General features: G+C 42.7%; 12 protein-coding genes. 3 read left to right on the top strand and 9 right to left on the bottom strand.

The annotated features are described in order from the left end of the window. Window positions 1-11 precede the first annotated feature (11 nt). Complete coding sequence (gene rbsB, locus KP78_RS04880; protein WP_041086790.1) at window positions 12-950, top strand: ribose ABC transporter substrate-binding protein RbsB; 939 nt, start codon at window positions 12-14, stop codon at window positions 948-950. A gap of 254 nt (window positions 951-1,204) precedes the next feature. Beyond that, on the top strand, window positions 1,205-2,194 hold the full coding sequence (locus tag KP78_RS18505) for a YflT domain-containing protein (RefSeq protein WP_052474590.1): 990 nt from the start codon (window positions 1,205-1,207) through the stop codon (window positions 2,192-2,194). A gap of 41 nt (window positions 2,195-2,235) precedes the next feature. On the opposite strand, the gene KP78_RS04890 is transcribed toward KP78_RS18505, so the two are convergent. The 9 genes from KP78_RS04890 to KP78_RS04930 form a co-directional block, all read right to left on the bottom strand. Further along, complete coding sequence (locus KP78_RS04890) at window positions 2,236-2,706, bottom strand: hypothetical protein (protein ID WP_041086791.1); 471 nt, start codon at window positions 2,704-2,706, stop codon at window positions 2,236-2,238. 229 nt (window positions 2,707-2,935) lie between these two features. Beyond that, complete coding sequence (gene argF / locus KP78_RS04895; RefSeq protein ID WP_041086793.1) at window positions 2,936-3,883, bottom strand: ornithine carbamoyltransferase; 948 nt, start codon at window positions 3,881-3,883, stop codon at window positions 2,936-2,938. Between the two features lie 2 nt (window positions 3,884-3,885). Continuing rightward, on the bottom strand, window positions 3,886-6,987 hold the full coding sequence (locus KP78_RS04900; RefSeq protein ID WP_041086795.1) for a carbamoyl phosphate synthase large subunit: 3,102 nt from the start codon (window positions 6,985-6,987) through the stop codon (window positions 3,886-3,888). Beyond that, window positions 6,980-8,050, bottom strand: coding sequence for a carbamoyl phosphate synthase small subunit (locus tag KP78_RS04905; protein ID WP_041086797.1), 1,071 nt, complete (start codon window positions 8,048-8,050; stop codon window positions 6,980-6,982). The genes KP78_RS04900 and KP78_RS04905 overlap by 8 nt, the downstream gene beginning before the upstream one ends. 77 nt (window positions 8,051-8,127) lie before the next feature. Next, a complete protein-coding gene (locus KP78_RS04910; RefSeq protein ID WP_041086799.1) occupies window positions 8,128-9,285 on the bottom strand; it encodes an acetylornithine transaminase in 1,158 nt (385 codons plus the stop codon). Further along, the gene (gene argB / locus KP78_RS04915) at window positions 9,282-10,061 is read right to left on the bottom strand and encodes an acetylglutamate kinase (RefSeq protein ID WP_052474672.1); all 780 of its coding nucleotides are present in this window, start codon (window positions 10,059-10,061) and stop codon (window positions 9,282-9,284) included. The genes KP78_RS04910 and argB overlap by 4 nt, the downstream gene beginning before the upstream one ends. Next, window positions 10,042-11,268, bottom strand: coding sequence for a bifunctional glutamate N-acetyltransferase/amino-acid acetyltransferase ArgJ (gene argJ, locus KP78_RS04920; protein WP_041086800.1), 1,227 nt, complete (start codon window positions 11,266-11,268; stop codon window positions 10,042-10,044). The genes argB and argJ overlap by 20 nt, the downstream gene beginning before the upstream one ends. Before the next feature lie 16 nt (window positions 11,269-11,284). Further along, window positions 11,285-12,319 carry an N-acetyl-gamma-glutamyl-phosphate reductase gene (argC, locus tag KP78_RS04925; protein WP_041086802.1) on the bottom strand — a complete coding sequence of 345 codons (1,035 nt, stop codon included), beginning with the start codon at window positions 12,317-12,319 and terminating at the stop codon, window positions 11,285-11,287. Window positions 12,320-12,739: 420 nt separating this feature from the next. Further along, window positions 12,740-15,841: an efflux RND transporter permease subunit gene (locus tag KP78_RS04930; protein WP_041086803.1), complete on the bottom strand. Its 3,102-nt coding sequence runs from the start codon at window positions 15,839-15,841 to the stop codon at window positions 12,740-12,742. A gap of 199 nt (window positions 15,842-16,040) precedes the next feature. On the opposite strand from KP78_RS04930, the gene KP78_RS04935 reads away from it, so the two are divergent. After that, window positions 16,041-16,898: a TetR/AcrR family transcriptional regulator gene (locus KP78_RS04935; RefSeq protein ID WP_052474592.1), complete on the top strand. Its 858-nt coding sequence runs from the start codon at window positions 16,041-16,043 to the stop codon at window positions 16,896-16,898. The last annotated feature ends 64 nt before the right edge of the window (window positions 16,899-16,962 follow it).

Here is a 16,962-nt window from a genome sequence, read left to right on the forward strand (position 1 = left end):
GAGTGTAACAAATGAAAAGCTTGTGGAAATGGACGTTGTTACTTGTACTATCAGTCGTATTAGCAGCATGTTCAATGGAGTCTCCAGGTTCAACGGATGATAATTCAGACGATAATGGAGATAACACAGAAGAAACAGCACAGAAAATCGGCTTCTCAATTTCAACCTTAAATAATCCTTTTTTTGTTACCTTGGCAGATGGAGCCCAAGAAAAAGCGGATGAACTTGGCATGGCACTGACGGTAGTAGACGCACAGGATGATCCTGCTAAACAGGCGAGTGATATGGAAGACTTAATTCAACAGGGAGTATCAATTTTACTAGTTAATCCGACAGATTCGGCTGCGGTGTCTTCAGCCATCGAGTCAGCAAACAATGCAGATATTCCAGTTATTACTGTAGACCGTAATGCAGATAGTGGAGAGATCATAACACATATTGCTTCAGATAATATTGAAGGCGGTAAGCTTGCAGGAGAGTTTATTATTGAAGAGCTTGGAGGCTCAGGCAGTATTGTAGAATTGGAGGGAATTGCGGGCTCATCAGCTGCACGTGAGCGCGGAGAAGGCTTTAATGAAGCCATTAGTGCCAGTGATATTGAAGTCGTAGCCAAGCAAACAGCTAACTTTGATCGTGCGGAAGGTTTGAGTGTTATGGAAAATATCCTCCAGAGCGGTGTTGAATTCCAAGCAGTATTTGCCCATAATGACGAAATGGCTTTAGGTGCACTTGAAGCATTGCAGTCAGCTGGTCGAGATGATGTCATGATTGTAGGCTTTGATGCTACAGACGATGCTGTGGCAGCTGTAGAGGCTGGAAACATGAATGCGACCATCGCACAAAAACCTGAAATCATCGGAATGAATGCAGTTGAAACCGCTAAACAAGTACTGGACGGAGAAGAAGTGGAAGACTTTATTCCGGTTGAGTTGGAGGTTATTTCTCAATAAATATCTTTCAAATAATATTTTGAGAAATGTTGAGTAATAATCAGATTAATACAGAGTTTAATAAGCGAGAAATAGAAGCTTAAAAATTTCAATCTATGTAAGATAGCACGGAGATCTGCTTATGCAGGTCTCTTTTTTTGTAATGGATATATTCTCCTGTTTTTAATTATCTGTTTTATTTTAGCAAAAGAGGGGTATTTACGTAATAAGCTATAGCGGCAAAAATTCAAGATAAACCAAGGAGGAATCGTGAAATGACCACTAAACATGTTGAAACCTTCCAGTCTGAAGAGCAAGTGCTGCAAAAAATAGAAGAGTTGAAATTAAATGGTTATGATGAAAATGATATATATGTTATGGCTCGCCACAAAGATGAGCTTTCAATGGTGAGTGCACGTACGGATGTAGAAACAGAGTCGGCGGAAGGGAACTGGATGGATAAATTCAAGGCGTTTGTGACTGGTGATACACCTGTACGTGAAGCATTTGACCGGATGGGTCTCGACAAAGAGGATACAGCACGCTACTATGATGAAGTGCAAAATGGAGCAATCCTGTTATATGCAGATAGCGAGTATAGTGATTCTGCTATTGACCGAGAAAGGGAAGTGAATGGAACCATGGATTCCTATTCCACTAGACAAGGCGTTGCTGTTGCCGATCAGGATGAAGCATTAATCTCTAAACATGAACCGCTTGAGACGGATAAAGAGCGCTTTGGCAGCGATCATTACAACGATAACGATCCACAGCCTAATGGTCTATTTAATAAAGATGATTATGATACAGCGTACGGCAATGGCAGTGCGGAACAGGTGGACCGTCATGATCATCTGTTAAAGGACTCGGACAGTAAAAAAACTGCTTCTGATTCTATTGGCCGCAATGATACATCAGAAATGAATAATGAGGAACGAGTGATAAAACAGTCAGGTGATGCAGTAGACGCAGGAACGCCAAGAAATTCTATTCGACCTGATCAGGAAGGAGAGGCGCCGCATCATTCAGATCGTCATTCTGTGACTGCACAATCCGGTGGACAAGAGCAGGAAGAAGTGCATCACAGTGAGCATGAAGATAATCCGAATAGCCATAACCATGATTTACATCCTCATCCGAAAGGAGACGACAGTCAACAAGTTCGCACATCGCGTGCTCTGGACCCAGATCATGGGAACGACGTGGATGAAGATCGCAGACTGATAGAAGAAGAGCGTGTATTTAGAAACAAAGATCGCTTATAAAATAAAAAGTGAGCTTGTCAGCCATGTGACAAGCTCATTTTTTATACACGCTTAAAGCCTTCTTCTTCTAAATAGGAGCATGCTTCGTTATAGGTGGTGAAGACACCATCTAGATTCAGTCCAGCATACACACTCCACATATCATCCTCTTGAATAAGGGTTAATGTTTGGTTGTCCCGGTTAGTCCACGTTTCTTCTTCAGCGTCGACAATCATCCCTGTGTTTAAATGTTTTTTCGGTGCTAATGAGCGAATGGATTTTGAAATGAGTGTACGCAGCTCTTCTTCATTATACTCGCGTATGTTTACCATTCCTTTATTATCGGTCTCGTATTCATGTAAAAATGCAGTGAATACAAAGCCGTTTCCGTTAGGATGAAGATGATAGACAACGTTCTTTTTATCTGATGAGCTTTCTTGATAGTGAAAATTCACGCGTCCTAATGATACATCATTTCGAGTCAGCTCAGGAAAAGACTCGATAATAGCTAATTTTTCTTCAAAAGTAAGCATAATGCCTCCAAAAATTATTTCGTTTTGGCTTAGTATACCACAGTTTAGCGTCTTGAAAGGAGATCGGCTTGCAAATGTTGCTGACGGCTTGCAAATGTTGGAGCACGGCCTGTAAATGGTCAAGGACGGCTTGTAAATCCAAGAGCACGGCCTGTAAAATCAAAGATCACTACAACACATCCCGTTATATACATAAAAAATCACCGAGGAACTGATCCCCGGCGATTTTTTATGATTTCATCAGTGTAACGAGCAGCGCTTTTTGCGCGTGAAGGCGGTTTTCAGCTTCTTGGAAGACAACTGAATGCGGTCCTTCAAGGATTTCAGTTGTTACTTCCTCTTCGCGGTGAGCAGGGAGGCAGTGCATAAAGATAAAATTATCTTTTGCGTGAGAAACGAGTTCTTCATTAACCTGATATGATTGAAAATGCTTCATTCTCTCTAATGCTTCTTCTTCCTGCCCCATGCTTGCCCAAACGTCTGTATAGATAATATCACTATTAGTAATAGCTGCAATTGGATCTTCAACGACTTCAATAACAGCTCCGGTTTCTTTTGCGATTTCTTGTGAAAGTAAAACCATTTCTTGTTTTGGGAAATAAGCAGCAGGGGCTGCAATCGTGCAGTCCATTCCGACCTTTGCTGCTCCGATCATTAGAGAGTGAGCCATGTTGTTGCCGTCTCCGATATAGGTCAGCTTACGTCCTTTAAAGGAACCAAAATGCTCAAGAATCGTGAGCAAATCAGCAAGTACCTGACAAGGATGGTAGTCATCGGTCAACCCGTTAATGACGGGAATTGTACTATTTTCCGCTAATTCCTCTACCAATGATTGCTCAAATGTACGAATCATTATGCCATCAAGGTAGCCTGAAAGCACGCGAGCAGTGTCAGCGATCGTTTCGCCGCGTCCCATTTGAATATCACGTGTGCTTAAATACATGGCATGCCCGCCGAGCTGGAGCATGCCTGCCTCAAAGGATACGCGGGTTCTAGTAGAAGATTTTTCGAAAATCATGCCGAGAATCTTTCCCTCAAGAAGAGGGAGGTGACGATTCTCAGGCTTTTTTAGTTCAACTGCAAGATTTAAAATATCTAGAATCTCATTGGATGTATAATCCTTTAGGGATAGCAGATCCTTTTGAGAACTCGTTGGAATCAGGGGTTGAGTGGTCATGATTAAGTTAACACTCCTTTTGTATATAAGGGGACCTCTTGCCCGATAGTCCCTTGATACGCTTCAACCGTTTCTAGACGTGTCCAAACATGCAGACGATTAATAGCTGCTTGTTTCGCTTGCATTGCTTCTGAGTCAGGCTGAAGGTTGATATAGATTTGTTTAGCTGGCTGGGTCATCCAGGCTTCAAATTCATGATCAGCGGATGTGAAAATGCTGAAGCCATGTTTTTCCCACGATTTAAGATCGATTTGTGCGACAGAGTTTTGATCAATAAAGATGCTGCCTTGATTATGCCAAATATCGGGTAATGCCTGGCTTGCACCGACTAAAGCTTGATGCATGGCTACTGCAGGATCTTCGTGAACGCCGATCACTTCTCCAGTGGAAGTCATTACTGGAGAGAGCACCGGTGATAAATCAGGCAGCTTTATGTTGGAGAAGACAGGCGCCTTTACCGTTGTGTATGGCTGCTGATTATAGTGACCTTTAATGTCTAATGATGCGAATGGAACACCAAGAGAAAGTGCTGTAGCATGCTGTACGAGCGGCACATTCGTTACCTTGCTGCTGATTGGTGCCGTTCTAGAAGCACGAGGGTTGATTTCAATGACAAACAGTTGGTCCTGCTGACATACAAACTGAATATTGAACAAGCCTACATAGTCCATATTTTGTGCAATGTGGGTGGTAACTTCTTTGACACGTTCAATCATGCTTTCGGAAAGTGCGATTGGCGGTGTGATCGAGATGCTGTCACCAGAATGAACGCCGGTGCCTTCAATATGCTCGAAAATAGCTGAAATCCACACATTCGTTCCGTCTGATAACACATCAACCTCGACTTCTTTCCCGTGAATAAATCGATCAACCAATACAGGGTATTCAATCGTTGATGTTTCGATATACGCTTCAAGCTCCTGCTCGCTTGTAAGAATCACCATTCCACTTCCGCCAATCACATAAGATGGACGAAGAAGGACAGGATAGCCGATTTCTCCGGCGGTTTGAATCACTTCGGCTTGCTGATAAGCTGTGAAGCCCGGAATAACAGGCAATCCGACCTTGTGAAGGAAGGAGTAAAAGCGATCGCGATCCTCCATTTGATCAAGAATATCGGAAGAAGAACCTAGAATCTTTATACCGGCTTCTTCCAGCGACTTTGCCACGTTGATCGAAGTTTGCCCGCCGAACTGAACAAGCACCTGATCGATTCCCTCGAATTCCAATACGTTTAAAATATCTTCTGCTGTTAACGGTTCGAAATAAAGAGAATCTGCAATCTCATAATCTGTACTTACCGTTTCAGGGTTGTTGTTGATTAAAATGGCTTCGTAGCCCAGAGATTGAGCAGCCATCACGCTGTGAACGCAGCAGTAATCAAATTCAATCCCCTGGCCAATTCTGATTGGACCAGAACCGATCACGGCGACTTTTTTCTTATTGCTCGATTGTTTTTTATCAGATGTTCCATTCCAAGTCGAGTAGTAATAGTTCGTTTGTGCTTCAAATTCAGCAGCACATGTATCAACCATACGGTAGACCGGAACGATGCCCCATTCCTTGCGCTGTTTATGAACATGCTGCTCAGGAATGCTCCAGAGTACAGCTAAATCCTTATCGCTAAAGCCTAAACGCTTGGCTTCATGCAGTTTTTCTTTTGTTACCTCTGTCCAAGTAAGCTCACTGAGCTGTTTCTTGGTTGTTGTAAGGTGTGCAAGCACCGTGAGAAAATAAGGTGAAATACCGGTCATCTCGTGCAGCGTCATAAGCTCTTCACCGCGGTGGAAAAGTTCAAATAATACAAACAGTCTGCGGTCATCTGCTTTTTGGACAAGCTCATAAAGCTCAGCCAGTGAATAAGAAGATAGAGCTGGCAGACGAAGCCCGTTTACTTTGATATCAAGTGAGCGAATTGCTTTTTGAAAAGCGGATTCCATGCTTCGTTCAATCGCCATTACTTCACCCGTAGCCTTCATTTGAGTTCCAAGAATACGGTTTGCTTCAGGGAATTTATCAAAAGGCCATCTTGGGATCTTAACGGTGACATAATCAAGTGCTGGTTCAAAGGACGCATAAGTAGTGCCAGTCACAGGATTTTTTAGTTCATAAAGCGCATAGCCAATCGCAAGTTTCGCTGCGATTTTGGCAATCGGATAGCCTGTTGCTTTTGAGGCAAGGGCAGATGAGCGGCTAACCCTTGGATTTACTTCAATCAGGAAATAGTCTGATGTCTCAGGATGCAGGGCAAACTGAATATTACAGCCTCCAACGATTCCGAGTGCTTCAATAATTTTAATGGAAGCAGTACGAAGCATGTGGTATTCCTTGTCATTTAATGTTTGGCTTGGAGCAACAACGATTGAATCACCGGTGTGTATGCCAACTGGGTCCATGTTTTCCATATTGCAAATCGTAATGCATGTACCGTAAGCATCGCGCATAACCTCGTATTCTAATTCCTTATAGCCAGCTATGCTCTTTTCTACAAGACATTGGTTAATTGGACTTGCGCTAAGACCTTGCTTAACAAGACTGACATATGTTGCCTCGTCAGGCGCAATGCCTCCGCCAAACCCTCCGAGTGTATACGCAGGTCGCACGATTAAAGGATAGCCCGTCTGTGATGCAAAGGCTAGGGCTTTCTCGACAGAATAAATAATGTCGCTCTCTGGTACAGGCTCATTCAGCTCCTGCATCAGCGCACGAAAGGCATCACGGTCCTCGGCCTGGCGAATCGAATCAATATTCGTTCCCAAAAGCTTAACATTGTATTGGGTAAGAATCCCCTCGTCAGAAAGGGCCATAGCCAGGTTAAGCCCGGTTTGACCGCCAACTGTAGCAAGAAGCCCGTCAGGACGTTCCTTCTCGATAATTGAGGTAAGGCTCTTAACAGTAAGAGGCTCAAAATAAACCGTATCAGCCATCGATTGGTCGGTCATAATTGTGGCTGGATTATTATTGACGAGAACAACTTGAATGCCCTCTTCTTTTAATGAAACACAAGCTTGTGTCCCAGAATAGTCAAATTCAGCTGCTTGCCCGATCACAATGGCTCCAGAGCCAATGACAAGCACTTTTTTTATATTAGTTTGCTTAGGCATGAGATGACACCTTCTTTAGCTGTTGGATAGGAAAAAGAAACGTTGTAAAGACTTCATGATGCTCTGCTGGTCCAGGGGCTGCTTCAGGGTGAAACTGAACGGTGATAATAGGCAGCTCTGGATGATAAAGTCCTTCAATGCTTGAATCGTTTACGTTTTTATATAAGACAGATAGGGGAGTAGAAGCTAAGCTCGTTTTCTCCACTACATAGCTATGATTTTGTGAACTCATACTAACTTTATTTGTCTTCGTGTTCATGACAGGATGATTTGCTCCACGATGACCGAAGGATAATTTGGTTGTTGTTGCACCATAAGCTAACGCAAGAAGCTGATGCCCCAAGCAAATGCCAAGAGAAGGATAGCGCTCGGTCCAGTCCTTATAGCGTTCAAGATAGCTTGTTAGCGATTTTGGATCCCCAGGTCCGTTCGAAAAAAGAAGACCGTCAAGCCCGAGGGAGTCTAGTTCCTCCGTTTCAAGCGTATATGGCACAACGCTGACTTTACACCCGCGATCAAGAAGGGCTTGAAGAATCGAATGCTTATAGCCAAAATCAATCAATCCAATATGCACCGGTCCATCACCCAATGTTTCAACAGTCGTGGCTGTAACCTCTGGAACAAGGAATGTGCTGATTGGTTCCCATGCTGGCAGGGGCTTTCCTTCTAAACTCATAACAGCTTGCATCGTACCGTCTTCACGAATCGCTTGGATAAGTGAACGAGTATCGACTCCGCTTATTAATGGAATCCCTTGTTCGGCGATGTATGTTAAAAGTGGAATTGCTCCTTTTTCAACATATCCATCGTATGCTTCGGCAACAATGACGCCTGCCGCTTGAATTTTCTTTGATTCTAAATGGTCAGTCTGTATGCCGTAATGTCCGATAAGCGGGTATGAAAAAACAACGATTTGACCGTGATAGGAGGGGTCAGTCAGTACTTCTTCATAGCCCGTCATTCCGGTAAAAAAGACAATTTCCCCCTGCACATCCTGTGTGACAGTGCCTTTCCATGTACCGGTAAATGTCTGACCGTTTGATAAGGATAGGACACCTTTCATAGCAACTCCTACTTTCTTGTATAAATATTAATAATAAAGTAATTTTATTCATTTGAAATAGAAAAATTACTCCTTTTTCAGGAGTCGATTGATACGGATTGATGAACAAGGCTTGATAATATAGCTACAGCTTGATCAATTTCCTCTTTTGAAACCGTAAGAGGAGGGAGGAGACGCAGCACATTTGGTCCAGCTGGTACAATAAGCAAGCCAGCATTTTCTGCTTCTTGAATAAGTTCAGCTGCTCCTTTGCGGCATTCAATCCCAATGATTAAGCCTTTTCCACGAATTTCTTTTATGTTTTCCGATGAGCCAAGCTGTACTTGAAGCTGCTGTGTAAGATAGGCTCCTTTTTCCTCAACCTGCTGTAAAAAGGATGGGTCAAAGATTTGATCAATGACGGCTTGTGCAACACTCACTGCCAACGGATTTCCGCCGAATGTTGTTCCGTGGCTTCCGGGACCGAAAGAATTAAACAGCTTCTGTGCTCCAAGCATCGCGCCAATCGGGAAGCCATTTCCCAGAGCTTTTGCCAGTGTCATAATATCCGGCTTAAGAACGGTATGTTCAAAGGCATATTTTTTTGCGGTACGTCCAATCCCGGTTTGTACTTCATCGACAATTAAAAGAATATCCTGCTCCTTGCATACTTGCGCAATTTGAGCTGCAAATTCTTCATCGATTTGATTGACTCCGCCTTCGCCTTGAATGACTTCAAGCATAATGGCAGCTACATCATGATCTACCGCATCCTGCAATGCCATTGGATCGTTGTAAGGAATAATACGAAACGATTCAAGCATTGGGCCAAAGCCTTGCTTGATTTTGTCCTGTCCTGTAGCGGACATTGCTCCAAACGTACGTCCGTGGAAGGAGTGATTAAAGGTGATAATGGTGTTTTTGCCGGTAAATTTTCTTGCTAGTTTAATCGCAGCTTCATTTGCCTCTGCGCCGCTGTTGCAAAAGAAGGCATGTTCAAACGGTGTTTCAGCCGTTAATGAGGATGCCAGCTGTTCCTGTGCAGGACTCTCAAAAAGATTTGAGACGTGCCATAGCTTTTCACTTTGCTCTTTCAGTGCTTTTAAGATGGCTGGGTTTGAATGGCCAAGACTGACAACAGCGATGCCGCTTGTAAAATCGAGATATTCACGGCCCTTATCATCCTCTACTACGGTTCCATTCCCCTTAACCAGGTTTAACGAGCGGCGCTGATAGTTTTGAAATAATGAGCTCATTTGAACACCTCCACATGCGTAATGTTTGTGCCAGTTAATTGATGCCCGACAATTTGAACGGATGGAATTCCGTCATTGAGACAGCTGAGAGCTGCTTCAACCTTTGGGATCATGCCTCCGTAGATTGCACCAGATGCGATCGATTGAGAAACGTCTTCAGGCGTCATAAGCTCTTGCGGCTGTTCATTTAATTTGATCCCTGGTGTATCTGTAACGAATAGTAGACTTTTTGCATCCAATGCATGGGCCACCTTGCCGGCTACAGTATCGGCATTAATATTCAACGGCTCGCCGTTGTCTGTAACACCGATACAAGAAATGACAGGAACGAAGCCAGCTGAAAAGAACTGATGGAGCAAGTCTGTGTTGACCTCGTTAATTTGGCCAACCGATCCGTACATCTCCTCGTTTAGGTATGTGCAGGATAGCAATCCGCCGTCATATCCGCTTAGACCAATCGCTTTAATGCCTGCTGAGTTGAGCTGGTGGACAAGAAAAGGATTTACAAGACCGACTAATGTAGATTGCACAATGGAGACCGCTTCTTTGCTCGTTATTCGGATGCCGTCCTTTGTTGATGTTGGCACCTGCCGCTTTTTAAGTTCGCGATTAATCGCTGGTCCGCCTCCATGAACGATTGCAAGAGCGTATCCTTCCTGCTGAAGTTTTTTAAGCTGGCGATAAAAATCTTCGTTAAGACCTTCTAAAATACTTCCGCCTAGCTTAATGACGATAACAGAAGGGGACGTGTCACCATTACGTACGGTAGCTTGCATTGATTTGGACGTAATCATAGGTTAAGTCGCACCCCCAAGCGAGCCCTTTTCCTGCACCTTCCTGCAGGTTAACTTTTATCTTTATTTCAGGCTGTTTTAAATACTCAATTAGTTCATCTTCTGAAAAATCAACAGGTTCACCGTCTGATACAACAGTAGTGGTACCGATTTGTATTTTAATCTTATCCGGATCAAGGGTTGCTCCGCTGTACCCGACAGCTGCAAGAATACGTCCCCAGTTTGCGTCACAGCCGAAAACAGCTGTCTTCACAAGAGGGGAGCCAACGACTGTTTTTGCGATCATTCTTGCTTCTGAATCTGAAATCGCGCCTGTTACTTCCGTTTCAATTAGCTTTGTTGCACCTTCGCCGTCTTTTGCGATCATCTTCCCAAGATCCTCACAGACTAACAGCAGTGTTTGTACGAAAACATCCCAGTCAGGATGGTTCGGTACAAGCGTGTTGTTGCCTGCAAGTCCGTTTGCCATTACGAGAACCATGTCATTTGTAGAGGTATCTCCATCAACCGTGATGGAATTAAAGGTACGATCTACAACGGATGATAAGGCACTGTGCAAATCATCTGATCCAATCGCAGCATCTGTCGTAACAAACCCAAGCATCGTGGCCATGTTTGGGTGAATCATACCTGACCCTTTTGCTGTACCGGCAATCGTGACCGTTTGGCCATCGATTGTGACGCTGTAGGCTGTGTTTTTTGAAACTGTATCGGTTGTTAAAATGGATTGAGAAAAATCAATAGAGCCTTTCAGTCCACTTGTAGGCTCTAATTTTGAAATGCCGTTAACAATTTTATCGATTGGCAGTTTTTCTCCAATAACGCCGGTAGAAGCCACTCCAACTAAGTTATGTGCAATTCCTAGCTTGTCGGCTGCATTGGCTTGCATCGTTTTGGCATCTTCAAGTCCTTTTTTTCCTGTACAAGCATTGGCGTTTCCTGAATTTACGATAATCGCCTGCATTTTTCCTGTTTCAGCAAGGCTTTGCTTTGTAACAAGAAGAGGAGCAGCTTGAACGACGTTTGTTGTGTATACACCCGCTGCGTTAGCAGGAACATCACTTACCAGAATGGCAAGGTCACTTTTTTTATGTTTAATACCGCAGTGAATACCTGCAGCACTGAATCCGATAGGGGAAGCGATATTGTTTCCGGAAATTCGTTTGATCGATGGATATAGGGTAGTCATGCTACTCCTCCTTGTTCTAAATAAAAGCTGGTACTTGTGTTAATCCAGTCGTCTCTTTCAATCCAAATTGAACATTCATATTCTGAATGGCCTGGCCCGCTGCGCCTTTTACAAGATTATCAATTACAGAAACTACCGTTACACGGTTTGTACGAGAATCTGCATATACTTGAATATCGCAGTAATTTGAACCGGAAACCTGCTTTGTGCCGAATTTCTGCGAAGCAGGGATGATTCGGACGAATGGGCTTTCATTGTATGTTTCTGTTAAACATTCGATTAGCTTTTCTTGGCTGACTCCATCTTCGAGTCTAGCGTAGCTTGTTGCAATAATTCCCCGTGTCATCGGCACAAGATGTGTACTGAAGGTGATCGGGGACTGTTCTTTGGCAAATAGCTGGAAACCTTGCTCGATTTCCGGAATATGCTGATGCTTATTTACTTTGTAAATAGAAATATTTTCGTTTGTTTCACTAAAGTGTGTCATCTGGCTTGGCGTATTTCCAGCACCGGAGACACCGCTCTTAGCGTCAATAATAAGCTGGCTGCCATCAATCAGCTGATCGCGCAGAAGCGGGAGCAGGGATAACAGGACAGCTGTCGGGTAGCAGCCAGGGTTTGCGATCAGTGTGGCTTTTTCAATAGCTGACCGGTTCCATTCAGTTAGCCCGTATACACTTTCCTGCAGGTACTTTCCAGGAGCAGGATCTTTTTGATACCAATTCCTGTATAGCTCCTCATCCTTTAGGCGGAAATCACCTGATAGATCAATGATACGGGGTCCTTTACCAATGAGCGGCGGTAATAGAGTACTTGCAACACCAGCAGGAGCACTGGAAAAAACAACGTCTAGTGAGCTCATTTCTTCCGCATTGATTCGCCGGAGCGGCTGATCCATTATATTGTATAAGTGTGTATATTTATGAGAATAAACCGTTCCTTCTTCTGACGATGTGAACAGTTCGACTGACTCCACCTCGGGATGTGTATGGAGCAGTCGTACAAGTTCAAGTCCGCCATATCCTGAAGCCCCTATAATACCTACTTTCACTACGATCACCTCAAATTAACATTTTACTAAATCGAACAAGTAATTTAGGAACATTATAAGTATGTATAAAAATAAAATCAACAGTATTTTTATAAATAACTAAAATAACTTTTTATTTGTTTTCTATACAGTGAAAGAATTGTCAGAAATGAAATCAATGTGAGGTGAATAATGTATGCTTATTTGAAAGACTCTATTAGCCTAGCCTGTTGATTGCAGCACACAGGCGGTGAGCCTCCCAGATCGCAGACGCACCTGCTTGCGTCTCACTTGTCCCGCTTCAGCCCTCAGGAATCTCGCACACTCGTTCCAATCAACGTCATGCAAAAATCGACATGGACTATAACATAGCTATTTTTAAAGAAAATCAGTGTTCTTATCTTCACAAAAAATCCCCTCTAATTTAGAGGGGATAAACGTTTAGCTGTTCTTTTGTTCTTTTTTTGTAAAACGAGCTTTTATATTCATAAAGAATTCGTAAACAATCGGTACAATCACGAGCGTGAGTAACGTGGAGCTCGTCAAACCACCAATTACTGTTAGACCTAGACCTCTAGAGATCAACGCGCCTCCGCCTGAATCAATGGCAAGCGGAACTAGTGCCCCGATTGTCGCAAGGGCTGTCATCAGAATTGGACGAAGTCTTGTCGCACCTGCTTCAAGCAAGGCGTTACGAACAGAAAGACCTTCTTTTTCCTTTTGGATCACACGATCAATCAAAACGATTGCGTTTGTAACAACGATTCCAATTAGCATCAATGCCCCAATTAGGGCAGATACGCTTAACGTTTCTCCGCCAATCCATAGAGCAACCAATCCACCTACAATCGTGAATGGAAGGGAGAACAGGATGGCAAGCGGCGCTAAGCCTCCGCCAAATGTAATAACTAGGACAAGATATACAACAGCAATGGCAACAAGCATGGCAAGTCCAAGTTGTGTAAACGAGTCATTGATTTGTTCCGTAACGCCGCCAAAGGAAATCTCTAGGTTGTTCGGATTTTCAATATCATCAATTGCTGATTGAAGAGTTTGCTGGACTGCTCCGATGTCATCGGAGGTTACTTGACCATTGACGCTCGCGTATGTGCTCCCGTTCCGTTTAATGATTGTGTTAGATGATTCACCTTCTTCAACGGAGATCAGTTCGTTGATTTCAACGGGTATTCCAAGTGGGGTTATGATGGTCTCACTTGTCATATCATCTATTGTTGCATATTCACTTGTTTCGACTTGGATTACAACATCCAGTTTTTTGCCGTCTTGCTCAATGGTTGTAATCGGATCTGATTGTCCGTTTTGTGACAAGGCCATACCAATTTGAGCAGCTGATAAGCCGAGTTCACCAAGTCTTTCTTGATTCGCTACGAATGTATATTGATTGTAGGATTCTTCGATACTCGTTCCTACATTGGTTAGGTCCTCGTTATCCTGGAAGATTGCCTCGATTTCTTCAATCATTGGTGTAATTTCGTCAAGTGTCTCTCCGTATACATTGACAGAAATGGCGTTGCTCGCACCAGTTGAGCTAAAGTCTTGTGATACCCATTCACCTTGTTCTGACTGAGCCTGGAGATCGACAATAATCTGTTCTTTTACTTGTTGGAAATTTTCTGTTTCATCATCATAACCAACATAGAATAATGCCTGGTTTTGTGCTCCAGGATTCATTGGATTTTCTCCGCCAAGAGAGAATTGAACCATTTCAACATCCTCTTGATTTAAGAAGTACGTTTCTGCATCTGAGACGACTTCTTCCACCTGTGACTCCGTTTCACCAGGAGATGGATTGTAGGTAACAATGGCCATTTTTTCTTCTTCGGCAGGAATGAAGCTTACGCCGATGAGCGGGACTAAAGCAAAGCTTCCGACAAGGAGAAGTACAGATCCTCCGAAGGTTACGAGCTTATGGTTTAACGTCCATTTCAGTACGGATTGGTACCAGTTTGCTAATTTGCTAGGTTTATCATGATGCTTTTCGCCAATTCCTTTTTTAAATAGCCAGTGAGCCATCATTGGTACGATAGTAATCGATACAAGCAAGGAAGCAAGAAGCGCAAACACAACAGTTAAAGCAAATGGCAAGAAGAGTTCTCCAACCGGTCCCTCAACAAGCCCAAGAGGTAAGAAAACCGCGATCGTTACGATTGTTGAAGACATAATTGGTACAAACATTTCTTTTGTTGCTGATTTAATGAGTTCTTTACCTGTTAGTGTTTCGTTTGTTTTGGCCATACGTCTAAATATATTTTCAATGACGACAATGGAATCATCAACAACACGGCCGATGGCAACGGTCATGGCTCCTAGTGTCATAATATTTAACGTAAGCCCTAATTGATTTAATAATAGAACAGCCATTAACAATGACAGTGGAATCGATATAACCGAGATGATCGTCGATTTAATATTGCGCAAGAAAAGAAGAATAATCAGTACAGCAAAGCCTGCACCAATAATGGCCTTTTCAAGCATCGTCTTAACAGATTGTTCAATTGGCGCACCTTGGTCAAAAACGGGTGTCCATTCGAAGTTTTCTGAAGCAGCGAGCTCATCAAGCATTTCTTTGGAGCTATTGACTACATCAACTGTATTGGCTTCAGGTGCTTTTGTAATTTGGACGCCGATGGACTCAACGCCATTTGTCCTAGAAATGGATTCCGCTTCTCCAACCAGTTCAAGTGAAGCAATCTCGCCTAAAGTAATCGTTGGCAATCCATTCTGTGCAGGAGTACTTGCTGGTTGGTCAGATGCTCCAGCAGGGTCGCCTGCACCAGTTGGCATAATTGGAATCTGTAAATTTTCTAGTTGTTCGATATTGGAAATATTTCCGTTAATGACAACGGCTTTTTGTTCATCTGTAAAGGTAAAGAGTCCAAGCGGGAATTCCACACTTGCCCCTTGAATGATCTGCTCAACAGTTTGTTGGGTAAGACCTGTTTCAGCTAATCGATCTTCGTCAAACGTTAAAACAATTTGTTCTAGCTGCTGGCCTGAGATTCCAACGTTTGATACACCTTCAATTCCCTCAAGTGAAGGAACAATTTCCCCTTCAACAAGCTCCGTAAGTTCTGTCAGGCTAGAACCTTCTGCAGAAAGACTTAATGAAAATACAGGGAACGCATCAAAACTAAGTCTTGATAGATCAGGAGACTGTGCGTTGTCAGGAAGTGAAACGCCATCTACAGCTATTTTTGCATCCTCAAGTGCTTGGTCCATGTCTGTACTGTAGCTGTATTCAATCTGAACAGAAGAGACATTAGCGAATGAACTCGAGCTAATATTTTGCACACCGCTTTGGTTTTGTAAAACGAGTTCGATTGGACTCGTTACATCCTCTACTACTTCCTCTGGGGCAGCGCCAGGATAGACCGTTGTAACGGTAATCACTGGTGTACTAATGCTTGGCAATGTTTCAAGCTTCATATTGAGGCCAGAATACATCCCGGCTACGGTAACGATAATTGTCAGTAGCCAGATGGCTAGTTTGTTGTTTAAAGAAAATGAAATAATACGATTCATCAGAGTCCTCCTTAAGAATAGACCGTCTAGTCGGTTCGTTTATATAATAAACAAATAATGCTTTTAAATCAACAAGTATGTATAAATGTTTTTAAAACTAAATAGTCGGTATTTATGTTGACTTGGTGGTCTAATAATTCTTGCTCTAACTTTGTATCATGTGCGACAATAGAGATACAATAATTAAGGGGACGAAGCAATGAATGAGCGCAAAAAACATTTTATAAAAAATGCGATGAGTCTGTTCGCAGAAAAAGGCTATCATACGACGTCTGTGCAAGATATTGTGGAAGCGAGTGAAATGTCTAAGGGTTCTTTTTATCATTATTTTAAATCGAAGGAAGAATTGGTTATTTCAATTTTTCATTATTATTATGAAGAGATGGACAGAAAAATAAAAGAAGTCGATCAAAATGAAGAGCTAAGCCCAAAAAAACGTTTTGAACTTCAGCTTCTTATGCAATTTGAAGAGTTTTTGAATCACAAGGATTTTATTCGAGTACTTATGCAGGAGCAAATGCTAAATATTAGTGATGAGCTGGATCAATTTTTGATAAAAATTCGGAGAGAAAGTATTCAATGGTATATGAATCAATTGAAGCTTATGTATCCGCATCTAAGCCTGAGTCAGCTGTGGGATGCAACGATTATGCTCGGTGGTATGACGAAGGAATATATTATGCTGATTATCATTGAAGGGGTAAAAATCCCCTATAAAAAAGTACCTGGTTTGCTGCTCGACCATATGGATAAGCTAGTGGAATCAATTGAACATCATGGTGCTTTGATGGAAGAAGAAGAATTGAGGGAGCTTATCCAAACCAATTTACCGCTGCATGAAAGAGTACAGAATGAACTTAGACAAGTTATGCAAATGGTTGAGTCTGAAGAAGAACCGCGTCTTTTTGAAATTAGCAGAACGATTGAAGAACAGCTGAGAAACGAACCTGTTCAATGGATGGTCGTTGCCGGACTAATTGCTTTGCTGGAGGAAGCCATTCAAGATGAAGAAGAGAGAAAGCGTCTTATGGAGCTGCGGCAGCTGTTAACCACTTAATATAGATCGGTCATAAAATCAGATGAAAACAGCGAGTTCAAAAAAGAACTCGCTGTTTTTTATC

Origin of the sequence: Jeotgalibacillus soli, from assembly GCF_000829435.1 — a bacterium.
Lineage (GTDB): Bacteria > Bacillota > Bacilli > Bacillales > Jeotgalibacillaceae > Jeotgalibacillus > Jeotgalibacillus soli.